The sequence below is a fragment of the Roseibium sp. genome, assembly GCF_025698965.1.
Taxonomy (GTDB): Bacteria; Pseudomonadota; Alphaproteobacteria; order Rhizobiales; family Stappiaceae; genus Roseibium.
In genome coordinates, this window is the sequence record NZ_JAILWL010000001.1 from 1 (window position 1) to 25,510 (window position 25,510).

Consider the following 25,510-nt stretch of genomic DNA (forward strand, 5'->3'; position numbering starts at 1 on the left):
GCGGACCTGCCGGGTGCGCATGCCGGGCAAGATCCTGCCCTGGTTCGTGATCCTCGGCTACAACGCTTTCATCGTCATCGCCGGTACGGGCTACCTGCTTGGCGCAACGCAGTCCAAGGAATATGCCGAACCGGAATGGTATGCCGACCTTTGGCTGACCATCGTCTGGGTGTTCTACCTGCTGCTGTTCCTCGGAACATTGTGGAAGCGTAAGGAGCCGCACATCTATGTGGCGAACTGGTTCTATCTGGCCTTCATCGTCACGATTGCCTTGCTTCACGTCACCAACAACCTGACAATCCCGGTCTCGATCTATTCGACCAAGTCCTACATCGTCTGGTCGGGTGTGCAGGATGCGATGGTTCAGTGGTGGTACGGCCACAATGCGGTTGGCTTCTTCCTGACCGCCGGCTTCCTTGCCATCATGTATTATTTCATCCCGAAACGCGCTGAACGACCGGTTTATTCCTATCGGCTGTCCATCGTGCACTTCTGGGCGCTGATCTTCATCTACATCTGGGCCGGTCCGCACCATTTGCATTACACGGCTCTGCCGCAATGGGCATCAACGCTCGGTGCGACGTTCTCCATCATTCTTTGGATGCCGTCCTGGGGTGGCATGATCAACGGTCTGATGACGCTGTCCGGAGCATGGGACAAGCTGAGAACCGATCCGGTTCTGCGCATGATGGTCGTTTCGGTCGCTTTCTACGGCATGTCGACCTTCGAAGGTCCGTTGATGAGCCTGCGATCGGTCAACTCCCTGTCGCACTACACCGACTGGACCATTGGTCACGTGCACTCAGGTGCGCTCGGCTGGGTGGGTTACATTTCCTTCGGTGCGCTCTACTGCCTCATCCCGTGGCTGTGGAACAAGAAACAGCTCTATTCCCTGCGGCTCGTCGACTGGCACTTCTGGCTGTCAACGATCGGTATCGTTCTCTACATCACCGCGATGTGGGTCTCCGGTATCATGCAGGGCCTGATGTGGCGCGCATATGACAGCCTCGGCTTCCTGGAGTACTCCTTCGTGGAAACCGTGGAGGCGATGCATCCCTTCTACATCATCCGTGCCATGGGTGGCGCACTCTTCGTGATCGGCGCTCTGATCATGGCCTACAATCTCTGGATGACCGTCCGTCATGGCGAGGCTGAAGAAGCCGACACCACGCCGGCTGGCTCCCTGGCTCCGGCCGAATAAGGGAGGAAGACAATGTCACTTTGGAACAAACACCAAGTCTTTGAAAAGAACTCCTTCGTTCTTCTGGTCGGTATCCTGGTCGCGGTCGCCGTCGGTGGCCTCGTGGAGATTGCACCGCTCTTCTACTTGAAGAGCACGATCGAGAAGACGGAGGGCATGCGGCCCTATACGCCGCTGGAGCTCGCGGGTCGGAACATTTATATCCGCGAGGGCTGCTATCTCTGCCATTCGCAGATGGTCCGTCCGATGCGCGACGAGTTGGAACGCTACGGTCACTTTTCGCTCGCGGCGGAAAGCATGTATGACCATCCGTTCCAGTGGGGCTCCAAACGGACAGGTCCCGATCTGGCTCGCGTCGGCGGAAAATACTCCGACGACTGGCATGTCGAGCATCTGATCAATCCGCGTTCACTGGTGCCGGCCTCGATCATGCCCGGATATCCGTTCCTGGCGGAAAACAAGCTGGACACGCGCGATATCGCATCGCACCTGACAGTCAACACCTACGTTGGCGTGCCTTATACCGAGGAGCAGATCAAGAACGCCAAGACGGATCTTCTGGGTCAGGCCATGCCGGACACGGACGCGGCGTATGACTTTGAAGAACGCTGGCCGACCGCAACCGTCCGCAGTTTCGATGGCGATCCTAAGGTCGTGACCGAAATGGACGCCCTTGTTGCCTATCTGCAGGTGCTTGGGACCATGGTCGACTTCTCCATCTACGACGACAAGGCAAACGCGAGGTAAGGGCGATGAACGAAACGTATTCCGCATTCGCAGGCTTCGCGCAGACTTGGGGCCTTATCTACTTCATGATCCTGTTCGGCATCGTCCTGGCCTACGCATTGTGGCCAAAGAACCGTAAAAAGTTCGACGACGCTGCCCAGATCCCGTTCCGGGAGGATTGATTCATGGCTGATACGCATGACAAGGAAATCGACCAAATCTCCGGGGTCGAAACGACTGGCCACGAATGGGATGGTCTGAAGGAACTCAACAACCCGCTGCCGAAATGGTGGTTGTATCTCTTCTATGCCACCATGGTATGGGCGGTGATCTACTGGGTGCTCTATCCATCCTGGCCGCTGGTTTCCAGCTACACCAAAGGCATTTTGGGTGCCAACCAGCGTGAGGAAGCGATTGCTGCCTACGATAAGGGTGTAGAAGCCCGGTCGGAGTTCGCCGACAAGATCGTGGCGACATCCCTGGAGGATATCTCAAAGGATCAGGAACTCTTGCAGTTCGCACTTGCCAATGGCCAGGCGGCATTCGGCGACAATTGCGCACCATGTCACGGTTCCGGAGGGACGGGGGCGGAAGGCTATCCGAACCTGCAGGACGACACCTGGATCTGGGGTGGCACGCTGGATGACATCCACACCACGTTGCTCTACGGCATTCGCACGGAAAACGACGATGCGCGTATCGGTGACATGCCGGCCTTTGGTCGCGATGAGTTGTTGAGCCGTGACGAGATCAATCAGGTTTCTAACTTCGTTGCCTCCCGCGCCGGTGTGGAAACGGATGAGGGGATCGATCTTGCAGCGGGACAGGTGCTTTACGAAGACAACTGTGCTGCCTGCCACGGTGATAATCTGGAAGGCATTCAGGAAGTCGGTGCTCCGAGCCTGATGTCCGCCAACTATCTCTATGGCAAGACGTTGCCGCAGATTAAGGCCCAGGTCTCCAACCCGCGCAACGGTGTCATGCCGGCCTGGGTGGATCGCCTGGATCCAGCAACAGTCAAATCGCTGACGGTCTATGTCCACTCCTTCGGTGGAGGTCAGTAATGACTGAGGAGATGCGGCAACATCGCCGGATCACCTGAAGAAATTGATCCGGCGCAAGGTGTGACGTCTTGCGCCGGTTTACGTTAGAGCCACGCTGTCATCGGAAGATGGCAAATGGTTTTTCCAGGATCCTATTGGGGCAGGATCGCGTTAAAAAGGACGGACGGTATGTCTACGGACACCGAGACGCATGAGGGCGGGCACCCTGACACTTGGTTCGAGTCTGCCAAAAAAATCTATCCCATGGCGACCCACGGCTTGTTCCGCCGGATCAAGTGGACATTGCTCTTCATAACGTTGGGCATCTATTATTTTCTGCCCTTCATCCGCTATGACCGCGGACCGGACGCCCCCGGGCAGGCTGTGCTGATCGATATCGAGCACGCCAGGGGCTACTTTTTCTTCATCGAAATCTGGCCTCAGGAAGTCTATTATCTTACGGGCCTGCTGATCATCGCGGCCGTCGCGCTGTTCCTGATGAATGCCGTGGCGGGCAGAATCTGGTGCGGCTATCTGTGCCCGCAAACCGTATGGACCGACCTGTTTCTCTGGGTTGAGCGAAAAGTTGAGGGCGATCGGCGCGAGCGCATTGCGCTCGACAAGGATCCCTGGACTTTCGGCAAAGTGCGCAAGCGGGTCACCAAGCATTTTTTCTGGTTGATGATCGCATGGTGGACCGGCGGCGCCTGGGTGCTCTACTTCAATGATGCGCCCACATTGGTTTGGCAGCTCCTGACCTTTCAGGCACCGATGATCGCCTATATCTGGATCGCGATCCTCACGTCGACCACCTACCTGCTGGCCGGGTTCATGCGCGAGCAGGTCTGCATCTATATGTGCCCCTGGCCTCGCATCCAGGCCGCGCTCACCGACGAAAAAGCTCTCAACGTGACGTATCGATGGGACCGTGGTGAACCACGCGGGTCGCTGAAGCAGAACAAGAAACTGGAAGCGCAAGGCCTGCCGGCAGGCGATTGCATCGACTGTTTTCAGTGTTTTCAAGTTTGTCCAACAGGTGTCGACATTCGCAAGGGAATGCAGCTTGACTGCATTCAATGTGGGCTGTGCATCGATGCCTGCGACAACATCATGACCAAGATCGGCAAACCGACCGGCCTGATCGGCTATGACACGGACGAGAACATCGAGCGACGGCTCGAAGGCAAGGAACCGGTTTACGAGATCGTCCGTGTTCGAACCGTTATCTATGCGGCGATCATCGTCGTCGTCGGCGCTATTATGCTGTTTACGCTCTTGAACAGGGACTTTGCAGACATAAGCGTATTGCACGATCGCAATCCGGTGTTCGTGGAACAGTCCGACGGTACAGTGCGTAACGGGTATGCGGTTCGTCTGTCCAACAAGCGCCGCCATACGCGCAGCTTCATGTTGCATGTCGAAGGCATGCCCGCGAACACCCTGGTTGAAGCTGTTGGTGCTGAAGCGAATTTTGCCGGCCGTCCCATTATTGAAGTCGGACCGGACACGACACGGGAAGTGAGAGTGCTCGTCACTTCGCCGCCATGGACGGAAATGCCGCACTCGACACATGTAACCTTCCGGATCACCGAAAGCGTGATGGGCGAGGTGGTCACAACGAACGACACGTTCAAGGCACCGGGAAAACCGTGAGGAGACAAGGATGACGATGGTTCAGTCGAACATGAAAGATCCCAAGGCCATCACCGGTAAAACGGTGCTGGTCTGGCTGCTCGGGTTCTTTGGCGTGATTTTTACCGCCAACGCGATTTTCATCTATCTTGCGCTCGGGTCTTTCCCGGGCGTGGTGGTGGAAAGTTCCTATGAGGCCGGTCAGGCATATAATCAGGAGATCGCAGCTGCCAAGGCACAGGCTGAACTGCACTGGCAGGTGACAAGCGAATTTCTCGATACAGGTGACACCGGCAGCACGCTCATGGTCTCGGCCACCGATGCTGACGGAACACCGCTTTTTGGTGTCGATGTCCGCGCGGTTCTGCGGCACCCGGCAAACGATGACGCGGATGTTGAGTTGTTTCTGCATGCTGATGGCGGTGGACGCTACGTGGCGGACGTTGAAGCATTGCCGGAGGGTAACTGGACGCTTGTTCTCGAAATTCGGCAGGAAGGCATTCGGAAGTTCAAGTCCGAAAACAGGATTTATCTGAAAGATTGAGGTCGTACCAGTGACGGTTCACCAACGTGATTGGCAGTCCTTTGTGACTGAAGGCAAAGATGGCGCGGTTCATATGGATCTCGCCGTCGACGGGATCACGTGTGCCGCTTGCATGGGCGAGATCGAACGTGGATTGAAGCGTCTGCCGGGCATCCGGACCGCGCGTGTCAATCTGACCAGTCAGCGTCTCGCCGTGGACTGGGTTGAAGATCAAACCGGTGCTGATGAAATCGTCTCCGAGCTGGCGCGGCTTGGATATACGGCGCATCCGTTCGATCCTGCCAGCCAGAAGGAACGCCAGGACAGGACCGGCAAACAGCTGCTCCGCTGTCTCGCGGTCGCAGGCTTTGCTGGCATGAATATCATGTTGTTGTCGGTATCTGTCTGGTCGGGAAACGCGACCGACATTACGCCGGAAACGCGTGATTTCTTTCACTGGTTATCTGCGTTGATCGCCTTGCCGACGGTTGCCTATTCCGGCCGACCGTTCTTGAAAAGCGCCTTCCGCGCGCTCGCTGCCGGTCGTTTGAACATGGATGTTCCGATTGTGATCGGGGTCTTTTTGGCCGTGGCTCTATCGGTCGTTCAAACGCTGCAGCATCAGCATCACGCTTACTTTGAATCAGCAGTGATGCTGTTGTTCTTTCTGCTGGTGGGCAGATATCTCGATCACAACATGAAAGGCCGGACCCGCTCGTTTGCCGAAAACATCGCTGCTCTGAAAGCGGAAGTGGCTGCAAGGATCAATCCCGATGGCAGCGTGCGGGAAATTCCGCTTTCGAAAGTTCAGTCCGGAGACAGGGTTCTTGTTTCAGGCGGTGAGCGTGTACCGATCGACGGTGTCGTCGAGACGGGCCGGTCGGAAATCGACCAGAGTCTTGTCACCGGCGAAAGCGTATTGGTCCCGGTTAAGCCAGGTCAAAGGGTCTATGCCGGAACGTTGAACGGGGCAGGAGCGCTTCAGGTCAGGGTCGAGGCAGCATCCGGTGCGACTTTGTTGGATGAGGTCAACCGGCTTCTTGAAGCTGCCTCGCAGGCGAAATCCAAATATGTACGCATCGCGGACAGGGCTGCCCAACTCTATGCGCCACTGGTGCACGGTGCCGCTGCGTTGACATTCCTGGGATGGCTGCTTGCAGGCTTGTCCTGGCAGCCGGCTCTGGTGATTTCCATTTCCGTCCTGATCATCACCTGCCCATGTGCCCTGGGTCTGGCTGTACCTGCGGTTCAGGTGGTGGCGTCGGGCCAGTTGTTCCGAAGCGGAATACTGCTGAACTCGGGAGATGCCATTGAGCGTCTGTCGGATATTGATACGATCCTCTTCGACAAAACCGGCACGCTGACGCTCGCCGAACCGGATTTGTGCGACACAATCGACCCCGATGACCGGACCATCGCCCTTGCGGGCCGCCTGGCTCTCGCCAGCCGCCACCCGCTATCGACGGCACTGGTAAAGGCGACCGGGGCTCTGATCCCGCTTGCCGATGTCGAGGAAGTGCCGGGTGCCGGTCTTGAAACGACCGTGGAAGGCGAGACGCTGCGTCTCGGCAGTCCGCTATTTTGCGGTGCGTCTCAGGATGAAATCGAATATGCACTAGCCGCGACACCTGGAGCGTCATTGCTGGCAATTCGCCTTGGCGATAGCGCTGTCCGCTTGCTTGCCTTCCGCCAGAGCCTGAGGCCGGATGCCAGACAGGTTGTTGAGCTTTTGAAAGAGCAAGGCTATGCGCTTGAGATCCTGTCGGGCGACACGGAGCCCGCTGTCGCAGATTGTGCAGCAGCGCTGGATGTATCGACCTGGCGGGCGGGCATGAAACCCGGACAGAAAATTGCACGCCTGGAAGAGCTGCAGCGTCAGGGTCGAAAGGTTCTGATGGTCGGCGACGGCCTCAACGACGCACCTGCATTGGCCGGAGCGTATGTGTCGCTTTCTCCCGTATCCGCCGTGCATCTCAGTCAGGCCGCGTCCGACGCGGTTTTCCTGGGCGATAAACTCATGCCCGTTGCCGATGCGCTTCGGTTGTCGATACGGGCGAGAGCGGCAATTGAGCAAAATCTCTGGATTTCGACGATCTACAACGTCATTGCGGTTCCCATTGCCGTCGCGGGCTTTGTGACCCCGCTCATGGCTGCTGTGGCGATGTCGGCTTCGTCGCTCGCCGTGACCGCCAATGCCCTTAAGCTTCGCTGGGGGGAGACGGGCCAGTATACCTATCGGGAGACTGAAAAGCTGCCACCAAGGATCGGAAAGGAATAACACGCTTATGGAAGTGATTGTCTATCTGATACCGATAGCTTTGTTCCTGGGTGGGCTGGGACTGGTGGCCTTCCTCTGGTCGCTGAAGAATGGGCAGTATGATGATCTGGAAGGGGCCAAGTGGCGCATTCTGGATGATGATGATCTGCCTGACTGACTGTGATGTTTCAAGGTGCTCCAAAAGGATGGTTACGCCTTCGTCATCTTGACAGGCTCACAGCTTGTGACCTACCGCTGATCCTTGTCATTTTTGCCATGGAGAGCACGCATGGATCAGTTTCCTGAAGCGCACAAGCCAGGTTATGCCATCTATTCGAAGACCTCACTCGCCATATACGACACGCTGGTACTTGGGCTTTCCAACCGTTTTATCTGGCGCTGTCCCAGTCAGTATCTGACGGCTCTCTATAATCGGAAGCTGACTGATAACCATCTGGATATCGGCGTTGGAACTGGCTACTTCCTCGACAAGGCGACCTTTCCAGTTGCGGCTCCCAAAGTGACCTTGATGGACCCGAACAACGAATGTCTTGAGAAGGCGGCCGGGCGGATTGCGAGATACAATCCGACCAGGGTCAAGGCCGACGCTCTTGTTCCCTGGCCCGGGACACTCGGAGCATTTGGTTCAATTGGTGTGAACTACGTTCTGCATTGTCTGCCCGGAACAATGGCAGACAAGGCGGTTTTGTTCGATTGTCTCAAGCCACATCTTGCTGAAGAAGGCACTGTTTTCGGATCAACCATTCTGCAGGGTGACGTACCTCGGTCCGCATTCGCCCGCAAACTTATGAAAATCTACAATGGCAAGGGTGTTTTTTCGAATGAAAACGACACACGCGAGAGCCTGGAGACGGAACTTTCGCACCGGTTTAAAAATGTGGACATCGAAATGATGGGATGTGTCGCCCTGTTTTCCGCAAGTGAGCCCGTTTAAGGCGTCCTTGAGGTCAAACTGCCGAGACCGCCATGCAAACGGCAAGGAGAACGAGGCCGAACCCGGAGATAAGAAGAGCGTTTTCGCGCAGCAGGTAGCCAAGTCCGGCATGTGCCGGATCTTGTTCCAGGGGAAATGTCTCGTCTTCGTCAAAACATTCAGTGTTTTGGCAGGTTTGTCTTACGAATGTTGGCAAGGTCGCCTCGTCTTTTTGGATTGGAGGCAAGATGAGGCCAAGCCCTGAAAGTCCCGTTAATGCCACCTGCGAGAAAAAGTTAATTTCACGCAACATTACCAAGTGGTGAAATCAATCGCTGAATGTATGTCCGGCATTCGAAGGTTCTGGTTATCTAAAGCTAACTCATTGTTCAGAATTTCGTGCCAAGACTGGGGAGAAACAAGGAGGATTGGGTGAGCCTGGATCTTGCCTCGCTGACATTCTTGCTGGTCGAAGACAGTGCCTACATGCGGACGATCCTGCGCACCATGCTGCAGGGGTTCGGCGCGCGTCGCATTGTGGAAGCCGAGGACGGAGCATCCGGCCTCGAGGCGATGGATCGTGCCAACCCGGATATCCTCATCCTTGATTGGGTCATGCCCATTCTGGACGGTGCGGATATGGTGCGTATGATCCGCAGTCCCAACAATCCCTTTGCCTACATACCGATCATCATGGTTACGGCACACACGGAACGAAGCCGGATTGTCGAGGCGCGCCGTCTTGGTGTTCATGAACTTCTGTCAAAGCCGATTTCGGCCAAGTCACTGTATCAGCGCGTGTCGAGTGTGATTCTGCATCCGCGAGATTTTATCAAGACAGCGACCTATTTTGGTCCCGCACCACGGGAAATCCGGAACAGGCAGAAAATCTGGCAAGGCGGTCCCGGTCAACCGCAGGACCCGAACGGTCAAGGACAGGAAACCGGCGAAAACGTCACCGCGATCGGATAAATCCGGATTTGCTGCTCAGGGGGAACCTGAAAACCTCAGGCAGCGGACTGGGCTGTATCCAAAGATGCGCGTGTGGACATGCCAGCTTGCGATGTCCGTGCGGTGCCAGCCTCAAGCTTGTCGGCAAACTGTGCCAGAACATCAAGATCAACAGTGTAGTGATCCAGCAGAAATTGTGAGAGAACATCAATTGGAAGGTGTTGATACCCATCGATGGCAGCCATCAGCGCTTCAAGAGTGTCTAGCCGTTCACGCAGCTTGATCATGGGAACCCGTTAAATTGGTTTTCTTTCACCGTGGAAGTTTATAGTTAATACTGCGTAAAAATGACAAGAGCAAGTAGATGCTGGAACTGAAAACGCCAGCTTGTTAACTTCCACAAACTTTTCGTCGTTAAGTGGCTGAATTACTGGAAAAGTTCACCCAACGTATGCATCCTGCCTGGGCAGTATGAGGAAGCAAATTCATGGCAAAGATCGTCTATATCCTGAACGGGCCGAACCTTAATCTCCTGGGAAAGCGGCAGCCGGAGATTTACGGCTATCAGACGCTTGATGATGTTCGCCAACTTTGCGAGGCCCAAGCCGTGGAGGCGGGACTGCAAATTGTTTTTCGCCAGAGCAACGCCGAACACGATCTGATCGATTGGGTGCAGGAAGCCCGGGAACACGGCGCCGGCGTCATTATCAATCCAGCAGCTTATTCCCACACGTCGGTCGCAATTCTCGATGCGCTCAACATGTGCACCTTTCCGGTTATCGAGGTGCACATTTCAAACATCCACAAACGGGAAAGTTTCCGCCATCATTCCTATGTGACAGCCAGAGCGGACGGGTTGATAGTTGGATGTGGCACCGAAGGCTACTTGCTGGCTCTACGCCATATGGCAACCTTGTTGAGCGACGACTGAACGGCATCGGCTGAAGATAACGGCAGAATAAGTTCTATCCAATGGGAAAGACGCTGTTGTGATCGGGCTTTCAAGCGCCTAGCTGGCCGTGTGCGAAACGCGGGCGACGTGTCACGATCCGGATCCTTTGAAAAACTCTCGTACAATCGTTTTGACCAGGATTGTCGCGTCGAGCCAAAATGACTGGGCTTGAACGTAGATCAGGTCATATTCCAAACGCATGCGCGCGGAAAGCTCGGTTTTTGTCTCTCCTCGGCATCCATTGACCTGAGCCAGTCCGGTAATGCCGGGCCGGACGTGATGACGGCCCATATATCTCTGGTCGAAGATCTCATAGGGAACGCCGACAGCCAGCATGCCCGGTACATGCGGGCGCGGGCCGACAAGGGACATGTCGCCTTTCAGGACATTGATGAGCTGTGGCAGTTCGTCGAAATTGCTTTTACGCAGAAAGAACCCTATCGGGGTGATACGAGGATCATTTGCAACTGTCTGTGCCACCCCTGAAGCATCGCAAAGATGAACGTGCATCGTTCGGAATTTGAAAATGGTGAATGGAATTCCGTTCAATCCGTATCTTTTCTGGCGGAAAAAAACGGGTCCCGGACTCGACATTTTTATGATCAGGGCAACCGTGGCCAGCAGCGGAAACAACAGAGCCAAGCCTGCGGTCGCGCCGAAAAGATCAACAGACCGCTTCAAAATGCGCTGTACCAGGGGACACGAGGTGCGCTTTGGGAAAGCGTGGGAAGTGGAAACGAGTTTTCGCTTTAAACGACGCTGCCAGTTCGCATATTCGGCAAGTACAATGTCATGCCTGCAGTGATCGTCCGCATCGTTGGTGACCGTATCGTTCGTCAAATTTGCTAGCCTCAGCTAATTCTTCTCACGTACCGCCCACACGCATACTGTAATCAGATGCGTCTGCTTTCGCCAGAGTATAGTTAACACAAGGTTAATTAAAAATTTGTAATTGTACTTGGTATGAGTTGCATGCGAGTGGCCACATCAGACACTGGTGGTGCCTGCTTTCAGTATTTTCATGAGATTTGTTTGAATGAACGAACCACCCTAGGGCAGGTGCCCACCCCGAAGTACGGCAAAAACATAATAGGGGAAAATTTTCTATCAGTAGCTGCGCCCAACGCTAGTGTACTCAAAGCCTTTCGCTTCCATATAGTCAGGCTTGTAGATATTGCGCAGATCGACAACTTTCGGCTCGGTGACGAGCGATTTGACGCGGTCCAGATCCAGAGCGCGGAATTGATCCCATTCTGTCAAGATGACGATCACGTCTGCATTCTCAATTGCGTGGTAGGGGCCATCGCAGAACATGACACCTGACATGATCTTGCTTGCCTCTTCCATACTTGCGGGATCGTAGGCACGCAGTTTGGCGCCTTCTGCCTGTAGCTTTTCAACGATGTCGATACTGGGAGCTTCGCGCATGTCGTCGGTATTCGGTTTGAATGCGAGACCGAGCAGGGCAATGGTCTTGCCTTTGACATCGCCACCCATGAAGTCGATCACCTTCTGCGCCATCTTCTTTTTTCTGGCCGCATTCACTTCGATCACGGAATCGACGATTTTGAGGTCGGATTTTGCGTCGGCCGCAATTTTTGAAAGGGCAAGCGTGTCCTTGGGGAAACAGGACCCCCCATAGCCCGGGCCGGCATGAAGGAACTTGCCACCGATACGGTTGTCGAGGCCGATGCCACGGGAGACTTCCTGAACGTTGGCACCGACACTTTCGCACAAGTCGGCAATTTCGTTGATGAACGTGATTTTGACGGCAAGGAATGCATTTGCCGCATATTTGATAAGTTCAGATGTCCGGCGCTTGGTAACGATGATCGGAGTTTCATTGAGATAAAGAGGCCGGTAAAGTTCCTGCATGACTTCGACCGCTCGTGTGCTTTCGGTGCCGACGACGACCCGGTCGGGTCGCTTGAAATCGTTGATGGCCGCACCTTCGCGCAGGAATTCCGGGTTGGAGACTACAGCGAAATCGGCATCCGGATTTGTTTTCCGGATAATGGCTTCGACCTCGTCGCCTGTCCCAACCGGAACGGTCGATTTTGTGACGATAACCGTAAATCCGTCGATCAGTTCCGCGATTTCTTCGGAAGCGGCATAGACGTAAGAAAGGTCTGCATGACCGTCACCACGGCGCGTCGGCGTGCCGACTGCGATAAAAACGGCATCGGCCTGTTTGATGGCATCCGTCGGGTCGGTGGTGAAGAATAGCCGTTCTTCTTCAACGTTCTTGGCAACAAGTTCCTGCAGACCTGGTTCGTAAATCGGGATGTCGCCGTTATTCAACGCATCAATTTTCGTCGCGTCCTTGTCAATACAGGTCACCACGTGACCGAAATCAGCAAAACATGTCCCGGAAACCAGACCGACATAGCCGGTGCCAATCATTGCAACGCGCATTTTTTAAATTCCAGTTCTTAAGCAGGTACCCCAGGTGGGGATGCGCCAAGAGGTCATCATCTCTGGGCAACTTTGAAGCTGCACAGCCCCTAACACGACTTGAGAACGGATTTCTACCCCAATCCGGTCGCATGACCATGCTGATTGCCGCCTTGCAAATCATGGCCTGCTGTCGATCTGTTTCGGAATGACTATACGGTCAAGTAGCGACGGACTTCGGCTTCTGAAAGATCTGCTCCGCTTCCGGACAAGACGATCTCCCCCCGGTCCATCACCGCATATTCGTCTGCCAGGTCGCGGGCGAATTCGAAATACTGCTCGACGAGAACGATCGCCATCGTTTTTTGATCGCGCAGCCATGAGATCGCCCGGCCGATATCCTTGATGATGGACGGCTGAATGCCTTCGGTTGGTTCATCGAGAACGAGCAAATTGGGACGAGTGATCAGTGCCCGTGCGATAGCAAGCTGTTGCTGTTGTCCGCCGGACAGATCACCACCACGGCGGTTCAGCATGTCTTTCAGAACCGGAAACAGTTCAAAGACCGTCTCCGGGATCTTGCGATCCTTTCGCTTCAGGGGCGCATAGCCCGTTTCAAGGTTTTCCTTGACCGAGAGCAGGGGAAAGACTTCGCGTCCCTGCGGAACGACGGCGATACCCTTCTTGGCACGGGCGTGCGCCGGCAGGGATGAAATGTCTTCACCGTTCCAGAAAATCTTGCCGCTGCTGATCCCGTGCTGCCCGGCCACGGCGCGCAATGTCGATGTCTTGCCGACGCCGTTTCGGCCCATCAGGCAAGTCACTTTGCCGACTTCCGCGGTCAGGGAGACCCCTTTCAACGCCTGTGCTGCGCCATAATAAAGATCGATGTTTTCAACTTTGAGCATGTTTCACCGCCCCAGATAGACTTCAACAACCCGCTCATCGGCGGAAACATGATCCAGAGACCCTTCTGCAAGGACCGAGCCTTCGTGCAGGACGGTAACCTTGACACCGAGCGAGCGAACAAAAGCCATGTCATGCTCGACAACGACCACTGAGTGATCTTTCGCGATATCTTTCAACAGATCGGCCGTCTCGGCTGTCTCGGCGTCGGTCATACCGGCGGCCGGTTCGTCCACAAGAAGCAGTTTCGGATCCTGTGCCAGCAGCATGCCGATTTCCAGCCATTGCTTTTGTCCATGGCTGAGATTGGCGGCGAGCTCATGGCGCTTGTTGCCGAGCCGGATGAGATCAAGAAGGGACTCGATCCGCTTCTTTTCACCGTTGGCAATCACGTGAAAGAGCGTTGCAAATGGCTCGCGCGGTGCCTTGAGTGCGAGTTCCAGATTGTCCCAGACCGTATGGCTTTCAAAAACGGTTGGTTTCTGAAATTTCCGGCCGATACCGAGTTCTGCGATGGAGGCTTCATCTTCTCCGGTCAGATCGACTGCCCCATCGAAATAGACATCGCCACTATCGGGTCGGGTTTTGCCCGTAATGACATCCATCATCGTGGTCTTGCCCGCACCATTTGGTCCGATGATCGCGCGCATTTCTCCTGGGGCTATGGTCAGAGAGAGTTCATTCAAGGCTTTGAAGCCATCGAAGGAAACCGATACGCCATCGAGATAAAGAAGGCTTGATGCTCGGGCCATGGTCTACTCCGCAGGTTGGGGCTTGGTCGTGCCGGGAAAACGGGCAACCGGTTCGCAATGGATGATGTTGGCAGGCGCGCTCGGAGATTGCGGTGGTGTTGAAGGCGGTTCGTCAGATCCTTTTTCATAGTCAGATGAGATCTTGCGCTGGCGCAGTGCCGTCCAGCCACCGCTTATGGTCCCGACGATGCCTTTGGGCAGGAACAGGGTGACCACAACAAAGAGACCGCCTAGTGCGAACAGCCAGATGTCGGGCAGGGCGGCAGTGAACCAGGTTTTGGCGAAGTTCACGAGCACAGCTCCGAGAACGGCTCCCACAAGCGTACCGCGACCGCCGACGGCAACCCAGATGACCACTTCAATCGAATTGGCAGGGGCAAATTCACCCGGATTGATAATGCCGACTTGCGGTACGTAGAGCGCCCCGGCAATTCCGGCCATCATAGCTGACAGGGTCCAGACGAAGAGTTTGTAGTGCTCCACCCGGTAGCCGAGGAACCGGGTCCGGCTCTCGGCGTCACGAACCGCGACAAGAACCTTGCCAAGCTTGGAGCGGGTCACGGCCCGGCAGATGAGGAAACACACGACCAGCGCCAGGCCTGAGGCTGCAAACAGACCGGCGCGGGTGGTGTCGGCTTGAATGTCAAAGCCGAGAATGTCTTTGAAATCGGTCAGGCCATTGTTTCCGCCAAAGCCCATATCATTCCGGAAAAAGGCCAGCAAAAGCGCGTAGGTGAGAGCCTGTGTAATGATCGACAGATAAACACCTGTTACTCGCGAGCGGAAGGCAAACCAGCCAAAGATGAACGCGAGTGCACCCGGTACCAGCAGGATCATCACTGCCGCAAACCAGAACATGTCGAAGCCGGACCAGTACCAGGGCAGGTCCTGCCAGTTCAGGAAAACCATGAAGTCGGGCAGGATCGGGTCGCCATAGACGCCCCGTGTTCCGATCTGGCGCATCAGGTACATGCCCATGGCATAGCCACCAAGTGCAAAGAATGCAGCATGACCGAGCGAGAGAATGCCGCAATAGCCCCAGACCAGATCAACCGCGAGCGCGAGCAAGGCGTAGGTGAGATACTTGCCCATCAGCGTGACCGCATAGGTCGGCACATGGAAAGGCGAATTTTCAGGAACCAGCAGGTTACTGGCGGGCACGAGAATGATCGCGGCACCAAGGATCGCCAGGAAAATCCCGGCGCGTGCGTCCATCGCACGGAATAAGAATGAGGACATCATGCTTCAACTGCCCGGCCCTTGAGGGCGAAGAGACCCCGTGGACGCTTTTGAATAAAGAGAATGATGAAGACGAGCACGAAGATCTTGCCTAAAACCGCACCGGCATAGGGTTCGAGGAACTTGTTGACGACCCCAAGGGTCATCGCCCCGACCAGCGTGCCCCACAGATTGCCGACGCCACCGAAAACAACCACCATGAAGCTGTCGATGATGTACCCCTGACCAAGATTGGGGGAGACGTTGTCGATCTGGGACAGGGCGACACCGGCAACGCCGGCAATGCCTGAGCCTAGACCGAAGGTCAGCGCGTCGATCCAGGGGGTGCGTATGCCCATTGAAGCGGCCATGCGCCGGTTCTGCGTGACAGCACGGGTGTAGAGACCGAATGGTGTTTTCTTCAGGACGAGCATCAGTGCCGCAAAGACCACCAGTGCAAATACTATGATCCACATACGGTTATAGGTGATGGTCATTTGCCCGAGTTCGAAAGCCCCGGACATCCAGTCCGGGTTGCCGACTTCGCGATTGGTCGGTCCGAAGAGGGACCGCACCGCCTGCTGAAGGATCAGCGAGATTCCCCAGGTCGCAAGCAGCGTTTCCAGGGGACGTCCATAAAGCCAGCGGATCACGCCACGTTCGATGCCGATGCCGATCACACCGGAGGTCAGGAACGCAAGGGGCAGGGCTATGAGCAGTGAATACTCAAAAAGCCCTGGTGCGGACGTCCGGATCAGTTCCTGAACAACAAATGTGGTGTAGGCACCGATCATCACCATTTCGCCATGGGCCATGTTGATGACCCCCATGACACCGAAAGTGATGGCAAGTCCGATGGCGGCCAGAAGCAGAACGGAACCGAGCGACAGGCCGTACCAGACATTCTGCGCAGTATCCCATGCGGCAATAGACTTTTCGATTTTGGCAGCGGCCGAAACTGCCGCATCGCGTAAGTCTCCTTCCGCTGTTGATTGCAGACCGATCAGCAGCGACAGGGCATCCCGGTTGCCCATCTCGGAAAGCGTGGCAACGGCAGCCAACTTGTCGGACGCGTCAAGATCGGAATTCAAAACCGCCGCAGCGCGCGCCTGTTCCATGACCTTGAGAACGCCGTCATCGGTTTCAGCTGCAATGGCGACGTTAAGGGCGGGGATGCTGTCCGGATCTTTGGCCTTGAATATGGCAGAGGCCGCAGACCTTCTGACCTCGGGGTCTGGCGCTTGCAGGGTTAGAGACCCAAGCGCTGCGCGAACAACGCGCCGCAGCTTGTTGTTGACCTTGATCTTTTTGATTTCACGCTTGCCGGCTTCCCCCGTGGGCTCAAGGGTCAACGGATCAGTAAGGACAAACGTCTTGCCGCTCTTCCTGGCGATAAACACCGCGTTGTCCGATTTGCGAAAATAGAGATTGCCGACCCCAAGCGCTTTCAGGACAGGCGCGGCCGCCGGATTGCCGGTCGCAACCAGCGCCTCGATCTGTTGTTCGGTTTCGGCGTATTTCCCTTTGGCCAGTTCATTGACCAGGTTGCGCAGGGATTCCGCATCCGCTTGTGCAAACGCCTGTCCGGTTAGACCGGCGAACAGGCAAAAAAACACCAAGATTGATTTCAAGAGGGACATGGGTCCACCGGCTTTGAATAGTCGTGTAAGGGTTGGGAGGCGTACCTGGATGAATTTGTCATCGAATGTTTCGCCACTCCGCATGTCTGATCGCTGGTCAGAGATGACACTTCAAACGCAAATAGTTAGATCGGGTTGTTGAGAACCCGACCTAACTTTGTTTGCTGCCTTTAGGAGCCGGAACCACCGCACTTGCCAGTAGCAGTGTTGAAGTTGCCGCAGGACATCGGTGCCCGCCAATCGGAAATCAGGTCTTTGGATCCGTCCAGGTAGTCCGACCATGCGTCGCCGACAACCGTGCCGGAGGTTTCCCAAACGGTTTCAAACTGGCCGTCTTCCTGGATTTCACCGATCAACACGGGCTTGGTGATGTGGTGGTTCGGCATCATCGCGGAGTAACCGCCGGTCAGGTTGGGTACGGTCACACCAACGATGGAGTCGATGACCGCGTCCGGATCGGTTGTACCGGCTTTCTCTACCGCTTCGACCCACATGTTGAAGCCAATGAAATGAGCTTCCATCGGATCGTTGGTTACGCGGTTGTCATCGCCGACAAATGCCTGCCATGTGTCGATGAACTCGGCATTGGCATCAGTGTCCGCAGACTGGAAGTAGTTCCAGGCCGCAAGGTGACCGACGAGTGGTGCGGTGTCGAGACCGGCAAGTTCTTCTTCGCCAACCGAAAAGGCGACAACCGGAATATCTTCCGCCTTGATGCCTGCATTGCCGAGTTCTTTGTAGAACGGCACGTTGGCATCTCCGTTGATGGTCGAAACGACCGCCGTTTTCTTGCCGGCGGAGCCGAATGCCTTGATATCGGACACGATCGTTTGCCAGTCGGAATGCCCAAATGGCGTGTAGTTGATCATGATGTCTTCTTCAGCCACACCCTTGGACTTAAGGTAGGCTTCCAGGATCTTGTTGGTCGTGCGCGGATAAACATAGTCGGTGCCGGCCAGGACCCAGCGTTCGACGCCTTCTTCGTTCATCAGGTAGTCAACAGCCGGAATGGCCTGCTGGTTCGGTGCCGCACCGGTGTAGAAGACGTTGCGCTGGCTTTCTTCGCCTTCATACTGAACCGGGTAGAACAGCAACGAATTCAACTCTTCAAAGACCGGCAGAACGGATTTGCGGGACACGGAAGTCCAGCACCCGAACACCGCATCCACTCCATTAACTTCAATCAGTTCGCGTGCCTTCTCGGCAAAGAGCGGCCAGTCGGACGCCGGGTCAACGACAACGGCTTCAAGTTTCTTTCCCAAAAGACCGCCTTTTTTGTTCTGCTCTTCGATGAGCATCAGCATGGCGTCTTTCAACGTGGTTTCCGAAATCGCCATCGTGCCGGAAAGCGAGTGCAGAATGCCGACCTTGATGGTGTCTTCGGCAGCAGCGCCACCGATCATTGTGGAGGCCATCAGGCCGGCCAGAGCAAATTTGGTGAATGTCTTTTTCATGCGAGTTCCCCTTGTTGCGTCACCGGTTCCCGGCCGGTGCAAAGCGGCTGGAAGGTTTGCCGCTGTCGGGGAAAGATCGTGCGCCGGAATGTGTGCGCTGCAACATACGTCATTTGACGTAATAGGTCGAAGCGCCGACGCAGGTGGCTGTCATCTGCTTTTAAACACACGTTGGGACTGGGAGGGGAATCGCTGCAGGCCTTCGAGGTCTATTTGAACAGCTTGCCAAGATTTAATCCCGTCAGCGATCGTATGCGTTAAAGTTAGGGAAGGGGCGAAGCCAAATTGAAATCGGGTGTTCCATGGCGCATTCTGCAATCCGTCATCACAGAAGTTTTCTAGTCGAAAGCTTCCTAGCCGCCGTGATGTGTGCGTTGGTTTCCAGTACCGGAAAGGTACAGGCCTCAGACGAGGACGTTCCGTGGACCTATGCAATTACCAGGTTTGGCGAGCCGGAACTTGGCCCCGACGATCCGCTGCCCTATGCCAATCCGGATGCACCGAAGGGCGGTGTTCTCAAACTCGGAGTCCATGGCACATTTGACAGCCTGAACCAGTACATCGTTCAAGGTGCATGGACGACGACGCGGGGCATGCGTGAGCGCCCGTTCGGCAACAACATTCTGGAATCGCTGATGGTGCGCAATTATGACGAGCCGTCGGCACTTTATGGACTGCTTGCCCGGAAAGTGCGCATGCCTGAGGACCGTTCCTGGATCGAATATGAACTCAATCCGGATGCACGTTTTTCAGACGATACACCGGTTACGCCGGAAGACGTGATCTTTTCGCTTGAAATTATCCGGGATCGGGGACGCCCGCCTTTCCGGGACAATTATGCCCTGATCGAAAAAGCGGAGATCACCGGACCCGGGCGATTGAAGCTTACGTTCTCAGAAAGCGGAAACCGAAATCTGCCGATCGCCGTTTCGCTTGCACCTGTCTATTCGCGAAAGCACATCGATCCGGAGACGTTCGATCGCTCGACCCTGACACCTCCAGTGGCAAGCGGCCCGTACACGTTTGCTTCCATCGAACCCGGACGGCGTGTCGTGTATAAGAAGAACCCGGAGTATTGGGCAACCGACCTGCCCATCATGGCCGGTGTGTTCAATTTCGACGAGATCCGGATCGATTATTTCCGTGACCGGACAGCTCTGCTGGAAGCCTTCAAAAAGGGTGAGATTGATGCCCTTGCATTCCAGGATCCAGCCCGATGGGAGAATGGGTTCAACTTTGCAGCGGCGAATGCCGGGGACGTGGTACGCGAAGTTTATGATCGGGCCGGTCCGGCCAGCATGTATGGGATCGCCTTCAACACCCGTCGTGAGATGTTCTCCGATCGCCGGGTTCGCAAGGCACTTGCGAACTTGTTCGACTTCGACTGGGTCAACCGGGCTTACTATTTCGATCTGGTCACACGTACGATCGGATATTGGGACAATTCGGTGCTGTCATCCGTCGGCCGGCCCGAAGGCCATCTGGAACAGGTTATGCTGGCACCCTATCCGGACGCGGTGGAAGCGGACGTGATCATGGGAACATGGCGTCCCTCCAATGGCGACGGGACGGCGCGCGACAGGGCGCAGATGCAGTCCGCCTTGGCGGAACTGGAAAATGCGGGGTATAGGCTCGACAGCGAAAAGCTTGTTGAGACCAGAACCGGTAAGCAGCTCTCCTTCGAAATCATGACCAAAAATGCCGACGAGGAGCGTCTCGCGGAAGCTTATGTCCGTACGCTTCGATTGCTCGGTATCGATGCGCGGGTGCGCACACCCGATCCAGGTCAATTCGAGGACCGCAGGACAAAGCGCGACTTTGACATGGTCTTCAACCAATGGGGTGTCGGACTGTCTCCGGGAGCAGAACAGCTTGGCAGATGGTCAAGCGCAGCTTCGGAAACTCCTGGAAGCTTCAATTTCGTCGGAGCACGTGAACCGGCCATAGACCACGTTCTCGAGGCCTTGATGTCGGCGGAAACGGAGGACGATTTCGTTGCCTCTGTGCGGGCATTGGATCGATTGCTGATTTCCGGCTTCTACGCCGTTCCGCTTTTCCACAATGACAAAAGCTGGATCGGTCGCTGGAAGACGGTTGTTCCACCTCCGGCTGGCAAGCAATCGGGGGCGCCAAGTTTCGATCTCTGGTGGTCCGCCGCAGCTGAAAAGTGAGATCCTATCCAAGCCAAATCTCTTTGGCGCGGAAATTGCTGTTTCAGGCACATCGTGTTGAACAAGGGTGCTCACCGGACCGATGGGGCTTACGTATTGCCTAATACTGAGGCAGCTGACTAATTTCGGGGCAGCGTTGTGAGGGCGCGCCAGCGCATTCTGCCGATCCGCCGCCAGTACAACAAATGGGTCAACAACCAGACCCTGGAAGATTATGCACTGCGGTTCACGGCAAAAAGCGCGCGCCGCTTTTCATCCCGCGCCATTTCGCAGACCGCCATCGGCGCAATTTCGTTTTTGGCGCTTGAGGCGATCGGTGGAGCGATCACGCTGTCCCACGGGACCGCAAATGCATTTCTTGCCATTCTGGTCGGCAGTCTTGTGCTGCTTGTTGTCGGTCTGCCGATCAGCCGTTATGCCATGCGTTACGGCGTCGATATCGACCTCCTGACACGTGGTGCGGGTTTTGGTTATATCGGCTCGACAATCACTTCGCTGATTTATGCCAGTTTCACCTTCATCCTGTTTGCGATCGAGGCTTCGATCATGTCGAGCGCCCTGGAATTCGCTTTCGGCGTTCCACTCTGGATCGGCTACATCATCAGTGCGGTGGCAGTGATTCCGCTGGTGACCCACGGCATAACCTGGATCAGTCGTTTTCAGCTGGCCACACAACCCTTCTGGATCATCCTCAACGTACTTCCGTTCGTTTTCATCGCGTTCACCGACTGGCAGGCGGTTGGAGACTGGTTGAGTTTTTCCGGAATAGATCCCGAAACACAGGCACCCAGCAGTCAGCCCGGCGGATGGCCCAGCATCAATCTCATCAGCTTCGGCGCCGCGTCGGCCGTGATCCTGGCCCTGATGGCTCAAATTGGCGAGCAGGTCGATTTTCTTCGCTTCCTGCCAGCACAGGATTTTGCCCGGCGCCGTCATCGCCTGGCCTTGTTTCTGGCTGGACCGGGCTGGGTCATTCTCGGGGCACCGAAGATGATTGCCGGCTCGTTTCTGGCGGTGCTCGTCTTGTCGCACGGTGTGCCTGTGGAACACGCGGACGAACCTTCGCGAATGTATGCCGTCGCCTTCGGTTACATGATCCCAAGTGAGACGGTGGTCCTGTTGTTGATGGCTGCATTCGTGGTGGTGGCACAGTTGAAGATCAACGTGATGAATGCCTATGCGGGATCATTGGCGTGGTCGAACTTCTTTTCCCGCCTGACCCATTCCCATCCGGGTCGGGTTGTCTGGCTGGTTTTCAATGTCGGCATCGCGCTGCTTCTGATGGAGCTGGGTATCTATAGCTTGCTGGAAGAAACCCTTGGGGTCTTTTCCATAATCGCCATGGCGTGGCTTTCCGCCATTTCCGCAGACCTCTTTATCAACAAACCTCTTGGCTTGTCGCCTCCGGGCATCGAGTTCAAGCGAGCCCATCTATATGACATCAACCCGGTTGGCACAGGAGCAATGCTGCTTGCGACCTGCCTCGCACTGGCAGCCCACTTCGGTCAGTTCGGCGATGTCGCTGCAGCACTCGCGACATTCCTGGCCATGGTCGTCGCATTTGTTGCGGCACCTCTGATTGCCATTGCCACCAAGGGCAGGTTTTATCTGGCTCGCAAGCCGCGACGCAGCTGGCAGGATGTGAACCAGATTGCATGTTCAATTTGTGAAAATCCGTTTGAGCCTGAAGATATGGCTTATTGTCCGGCCTACCAGGCGCCGATCTGTTCGCTTTGCTGTTCACTGGATGCCCGCTGCCACGATTCCTGCAAACCCAAGGCCCGGATTTCCTATCAGTTGGGATCCGTCGCAGGTCGGTTTTTGCCCGAACGCGCACTCGTCCATTTGCGCTCCCGTCTGGGGCGCTACGCTTTGTCCTCCTTGGTCTCAGTTGCCGGAATAGGACTTGTTCTGTGGATCATCTACGCACAGGCAGCCAGCCGGTTAGGAGACCCTACCGGTCTGATCGGCCAGACCGTCACTCTGATCTTCTTCGTGTTTGCCATTGTGGCTGGAATTTCCTGCTGGTTTCTTGTACTCGCCCACGACACGAGGCGGGTGGCAGAAGAGGAGTCAGCCCGTCAAAACGCGTTGTTGCAAAGAGAGATCGATGCCCACAGCGCGACCGATGCGGCACTACAGAAAGCCAAGGAAGACGCCGAGGCGGCAAACCTGGCCAAGAGCCGGTATGTCGTTGGTCTTTCCCACGAACTCAGAACACCTTTGAACGCGGTTATGGGATATGCGCAGGTTCTGGAGCGCGATGAGACTTTGCCGCTGACGCGCAAACCTGCGGTCAGCACAATTCGGCGTAGCGCGGAGCACTTGTCGGGACTTATTGACGGCCTGTTGGACATTTCCCGCATCGAAGCCGGTCGACTGCAGATCTATTCCAACGAGATTAACATTCTCGAATTCCTGGACCAGATCGTCGACATGTTCCGGATGCAGGCGGTGGCCAAGGGACTTGAATTCGACTACGTACGGGCTGCCAATCTGCCGATCTTTGTCAGAACGGATGAAAAACGTCTTCGGCAGATTCTGGTCAATTTATTATCCAATGCAATCAAGTTCACCAGTGAAGGCAAGGTGTCCCTCACGGTCCGGTATCGGTCACAGGTCGCCAGCTTCGTTGTGTCTGACAGTGGCCCCGGGATCGAACTGGCCGAACAACACAAGATATTCGAACCCTTTGGAAGGAGCCGTTCGGCTGGCGTGAACCAAACACCAGGACTGGGGTTGGGACTAACCATTACCAAGTTGCTGACCGAGACCATGGGCGGTGCAATCGCGGTTGCCAGTGAGCAGGGAACGGGCGCTTCATTCGAAGTGCGACTGATGCTTGCAGCCGTTGATCGTCCGGCCGACACAATTCGTCTCGACAGGCAAGTGCGGGGTTATGAGGGGCCGCGCAGGACAATTGCCGTCATAGACGACAACCCCGATCACAGGTCGCTCGTAAGCGATATCCTGAAGCCTCTTGGCTTTGCGGTGCTGGGCGCGGAAAGCGGCGCAAGTTGCCTTGAAACCGTTTGCTGCCTGAAACCGGATCTTTATCTCATCGACATTCTGATGCCGGGAATGAATGGTTGGGAATTGGTGAATGTTCTTCGCGATCAGGGAGACGCAGCACCTATCATCATGCTGTCTGCAAATATTGGCGATCAGGCTCTGCGCCCGGAGGGACCGATCCATCACAGTGCGACGCTGGCAAAGCCCTTTGTTATCGGTCAGTTGCTGGATCTTTTGCAAAAATACATGAGCATTGTCTGGACGGAAAAACCACAGCCAAACACCAGTGAAACACAGCTGGCCGTACCGCTCCGCTCACCGGGTGCGGAACATATCGCCGATCTGATGTCGCTGGCCGACATTGGCTATGTCGAGGGGATCGAAGCCAAGCTGGCGGAGCTTGCGACCGAGCCGGAAAACCGGGCCCTGACAGACACCTTGAACGAGCATCTCAACAAGTTTGATTTCGACGCTTACAGGAATGTCCTGAGCGGATTGGAGACGCATGACGGATGAACGCCGAGATACGGTTCTTGTGGTCGATGACAGCCCGGAAACACTCGGATTTGTCACCGAAGCCCTGAAACAGACCGGAATTGCCGTGCTTGTTGCGACCAGTGGCGAAGCGGCGCTTTCCATCTGCGAGAAAGTGACACCAGACACAATCCTCATGGATGCGGTCATGCCCGGACTGGACGGGTTCGACACCTGTCGGAGGATCAAGACCTATCCGTCTCACAAACACGTGCCGGTTATATTCATGACAGGACTTTCGGAGACTGAGCATATAGTCAAGGCGCTGGAAAGCGGGGGCGTGGATTTTCTGACCAAGCCGATCGACGTGGATGAATTGAAGGCGCGCATAAAGGTTCATCTGAAAAACGCACGTTCAGTGCAAAGCGCGCATGTGGCTCTTGATGCGGCAGGCCGCCACCTTGTGGCCGTATCTTCCGAAGGAACGGTGTTGTGGTCGACCCCCCAGATCCAGAACCTTTTGGCGAAAACGGGTGCAGCTGATACCAGTCTGTTTCGGTTGGGCAGGGCTTTGGGGGAATGGCTCGAAGGTCCGCATGCTGTCGACATTCGGCGCAGGAGTTTCATGCTCGGGCTTTCGGAGAACCTCGCTGTCCAGCTGCATCCTTTGGGCCGGGTCGGGCCTGATGAAAATCTGTTTCGCGTGACGGCAGAAGATGAGGCCGGACAGCAGAACGCCTTGCAGGACAGGTTCGATCTGACGAAACGAGAGGCTGAAGTCCTGATCTGGATTGCCAAAGGCAAGGCCAACAAGGATATCGGCGAAATCCTTGGCTTGTCGCCGCGGACAGTCAACAAGCATCTGGAACAGATCTTCATAAAACTGGGCGTTGAAAATCGGGCCTCTGCCGCGGTCCGGGCCGCCGAAGTGATTTACGCTTTGTGATTGCCTGGGGATGGTGACCTGGCGAGCTGGTCTGGTTTTTAGGTTTTGAAACGAAGTTGCAGGGAAAATCAGCTTGTCCCGAGGAGAAGCAAAACGGCTTCACTCCGCTGCTTCAACGCGTTCCATCGGGCAGAATGTTCGTTTTTCGCAACTTTTCCTCCAGTTCATTGACGTTTGCTACGCCATTGCAGCCAATTGGATGAGGGTATGACCTTGAGGACACGACAACTCGACAAGGACACATCCTTGTCATATGGATGCAAAACAGTCGGAATGAGCGCTCAGTTGGGCGCCAAATGGCGGTTAGACGCCAAACTATGTGCG

Annotated in this window: 23 protein-coding genes; 14 read left to right on the forward strand and 9 right to left on the reverse strand. The window is 55.6% G+C overall.

Going from position 1 to position 25,510, the window contains the following annotated elements; translation table 11 throughout:
* The 9 genes from ccoN to K5905_RS00045 form a co-directional block, all read left to right on the forward strand.
* A partial coding sequence (gene ccoN, locus K5905_RS00005; RefSeq protein ID WP_297578628.1) for a cytochrome-c oxidase, cbb3-type subunit I occupies positions 1-1,201 on the forward strand: 1,201 nt, incomplete at its 5' end.
* A 12-nt stretch (positions 1,202-1,213) separates the two neighbouring features.
* Positions 1,214-1,948: a cytochrome-c oxidase, cbb3-type subunit II gene (gene ccoO, locus K5905_RS00010; protein ID WP_297578630.1), complete on the forward strand. Its 735-nt coding sequence runs from the start codon at positions 1,214-1,216 to the stop codon at positions 1,946-1,948.
* 5 nt (positions 1,949-1,953) lie between these two features.
* Positions 1,954-2,109, forward strand: a complete 156-nt coding sequence (locus K5905_RS00015) for a cbb3-type cytochrome c oxidase subunit 3 (RefSeq protein ID WP_297578633.1) — start codon at positions 1,954-1,956, stop codon at positions 2,107-2,109.
* 3 nt (positions 2,110-2,112) lie between these two features.
* The gene (gene ccoP, locus K5905_RS00020; protein ID WP_297578636.1) at positions 2,113-2,991 is read left to right on the forward strand and encodes a cytochrome-c oxidase, cbb3-type subunit III; all 879 of its coding nucleotides are present in this window, start codon (positions 2,113-2,115) and stop codon (positions 2,989-2,991) included.
* Positions 2,992-3,159: 168 nt separating this feature from the next.
* Entirely contained in the window at positions 3,160-4,623 is a 1,464-nt protein-coding gene (gene ccoG / locus K5905_RS00025) for a cytochrome c oxidase accessory protein CcoG (protein ID WP_297578639.1), read from the forward strand.
* A 10-nt stretch (positions 4,624-4,633) separates the two neighbouring features.
* On the forward strand, positions 4,634-5,146 hold the full coding sequence (locus K5905_RS00030; protein ID WP_297578641.1) for a FixH family protein: 513 nt from the start codon (positions 4,634-4,636) through the stop codon (positions 5,144-5,146).
* Between the two features lie 10 nt (positions 5,147-5,156).
* Complete coding sequence (locus tag K5905_RS00035; protein WP_297578644.1) at positions 5,157-7,403, forward strand: cation-translocating P-type ATPase; 2,247 nt, start codon at positions 5,157-5,159, stop codon at positions 7,401-7,403.
* 7 nt (positions 7,404-7,410) lie between these two features.
* Positions 7,411-7,560 (forward strand): cbb3-type cytochrome oxidase assembly protein CcoS, encoded by a 150-nt coding sequence (gene ccoS, locus K5905_RS00040; RefSeq protein ID WP_297578646.1) that lies wholly within the window; start codon positions 7,411-7,413, stop codon positions 7,558-7,560.
* A gap of 111 nt (positions 7,561-7,671) precedes the next feature.
* A complete protein-coding gene (locus K5905_RS00045) occupies positions 7,672-8,337 on the forward strand; it encodes a class I SAM-dependent methyltransferase (protein WP_297578649.1) in 666 nt (221 codons plus the stop codon).
* Positions 8,338-8,350: 13 nt separating this feature from the next.
* On the opposite strand, the gene K5905_RS00050 is transcribed toward K5905_RS00045, so the two are convergent.
* Positions 8,351-8,533, reverse strand: a complete 183-nt coding sequence (locus K5905_RS00050; RefSeq protein ID WP_297578652.1) for a hypothetical protein — start codon at positions 8,531-8,533, stop codon at positions 8,351-8,353.
* A 215-nt stretch (positions 8,534-8,748) separates the two neighbouring features.
* Here K5905_RS00050 and K5905_RS00055 point away from each other — a divergent pair, with 215 nt between their 5' ends.
* Positions 8,749-9,288 (forward strand): response regulator, encoded by a 540-nt coding sequence (locus K5905_RS00055; RefSeq protein ID WP_297578655.1) that lies wholly within the window; start codon positions 8,749-8,751, stop codon positions 9,286-9,288.
* A 35-nt stretch (positions 9,289-9,323) separates the two neighbouring features.
* On the opposite strand, the gene K5905_RS00060 is transcribed toward K5905_RS00055, so the two are convergent.
* The gene (locus K5905_RS00060) at positions 9,324-9,554 is read right to left on the reverse strand and encodes a hypothetical protein (RefSeq protein ID WP_297578658.1); all 231 of its coding nucleotides are present in this window, start codon (positions 9,552-9,554) and stop codon (positions 9,324-9,326) included.
* Positions 9,555-9,754: 200 nt separating this feature from the next.
* On the opposite strand from K5905_RS00060, the gene aroQ reads away from it, so the two are divergent.
* Entirely contained in the window at positions 9,755-10,198 is a 444-nt protein-coding gene (gene aroQ / locus K5905_RS00065) for a type II 3-dehydroquinate dehydratase (protein ID WP_297578661.1), read from the forward strand.
* 111 nt (positions 10,199-10,309) lie between these two features.
* Here the strand turns inward: aroQ and K5905_RS00070 are convergent, their stop codons facing one another.
* From K5905_RS00070 to urtA, 7 genes are all read right to left on the reverse strand, one after another.
* Positions 10,310-11,059, reverse strand: a complete 750-nt coding sequence (locus K5905_RS00070) for a sugar transferase (RefSeq protein ID WP_297578664.1) — start codon at positions 11,057-11,059, stop codon at positions 10,310-10,312.
* 267 nt (positions 11,060-11,326) lie between these two features.
* Positions 11,327-12,634, reverse strand: coding sequence for a UDP-glucose/GDP-mannose dehydrogenase family protein (locus K5905_RS00075; RefSeq protein ID WP_297578667.1), 1,308 nt, complete (start codon positions 12,632-12,634; stop codon positions 11,327-11,329).
* 191 nt (positions 12,635-12,825) lie between these two features.
* Positions 12,826-13,521, reverse strand: coding sequence for an urea ABC transporter ATP-binding subunit UrtE (gene urtE, locus K5905_RS00080; RefSeq protein ID WP_297578670.1), 696 nt, complete (start codon positions 13,519-13,521; stop codon positions 12,826-12,828).
* A 3-nt stretch (positions 13,522-13,524) separates the two neighbouring features.
* Positions 13,525-14,271, reverse strand: a complete 747-nt coding sequence (urtD, locus tag K5905_RS00085) for an urea ABC transporter ATP-binding protein UrtD (RefSeq protein WP_297578672.1) — start codon at positions 14,269-14,271, stop codon at positions 13,525-13,527.
* 3 nt (positions 14,272-14,274) lie between these two features.
* Positions 14,275-15,513 (reverse strand): urea ABC transporter permease subunit UrtC, encoded by a 1,239-nt coding sequence (gene urtC / locus K5905_RS00090; protein ID WP_297578675.1) that lies wholly within the window; start codon positions 15,511-15,513, stop codon positions 14,275-14,277.
* A complete protein-coding gene (urtB, locus tag K5905_RS00095; protein WP_297578678.1) occupies positions 15,510-17,129 on the reverse strand; it encodes an urea ABC transporter permease subunit UrtB in 1,620 nt (539 codons plus the stop codon). The genes urtC and urtB overlap by 4 nt, the downstream gene beginning before the upstream one ends.
* Before the next feature lie 170 nt (positions 17,130-17,299).
* Positions 17,300-18,583, reverse strand: coding sequence for an urea ABC transporter substrate-binding protein (gene urtA / locus K5905_RS00100; protein ID WP_297578680.1), 1,284 nt, complete (start codon positions 18,581-18,583; stop codon positions 17,300-17,302).
* A 302-nt stretch (positions 18,584-18,885) separates the two neighbouring features.
* Between urtA and K5905_RS00105 the strand changes: the two genes are divergently transcribed.
* From K5905_RS00105 to K5905_RS00115, 3 genes are all read left to right on the forward strand, one after another.
* Positions 18,886-20,754, forward strand: coding sequence for an extracellular solute-binding protein (locus K5905_RS00105; protein ID WP_297578683.1), 1,869 nt, complete (start codon positions 18,886-18,888; stop codon positions 20,752-20,754).
* A 138-nt stretch (positions 20,755-20,892) separates the two neighbouring features.
* On the forward strand, positions 20,893-24,282 hold the full coding sequence (locus tag K5905_RS00110) for an ATP-binding protein (RefSeq protein WP_297578686.1): 3,390 nt from the start codon (positions 20,893-20,895) through the stop codon (positions 24,280-24,282).
* Positions 24,272-25,186, forward strand: a complete 915-nt coding sequence (locus tag K5905_RS00115; protein ID WP_297578689.1) for a DNA-binding response regulator — start codon at positions 24,272-24,274, stop codon at positions 25,184-25,186. The genes K5905_RS00110 and K5905_RS00115 overlap by 11 nt, the downstream gene beginning before the upstream one ends.
* Positions 25,187-25,510: the final 324 nt, after the last annotated feature.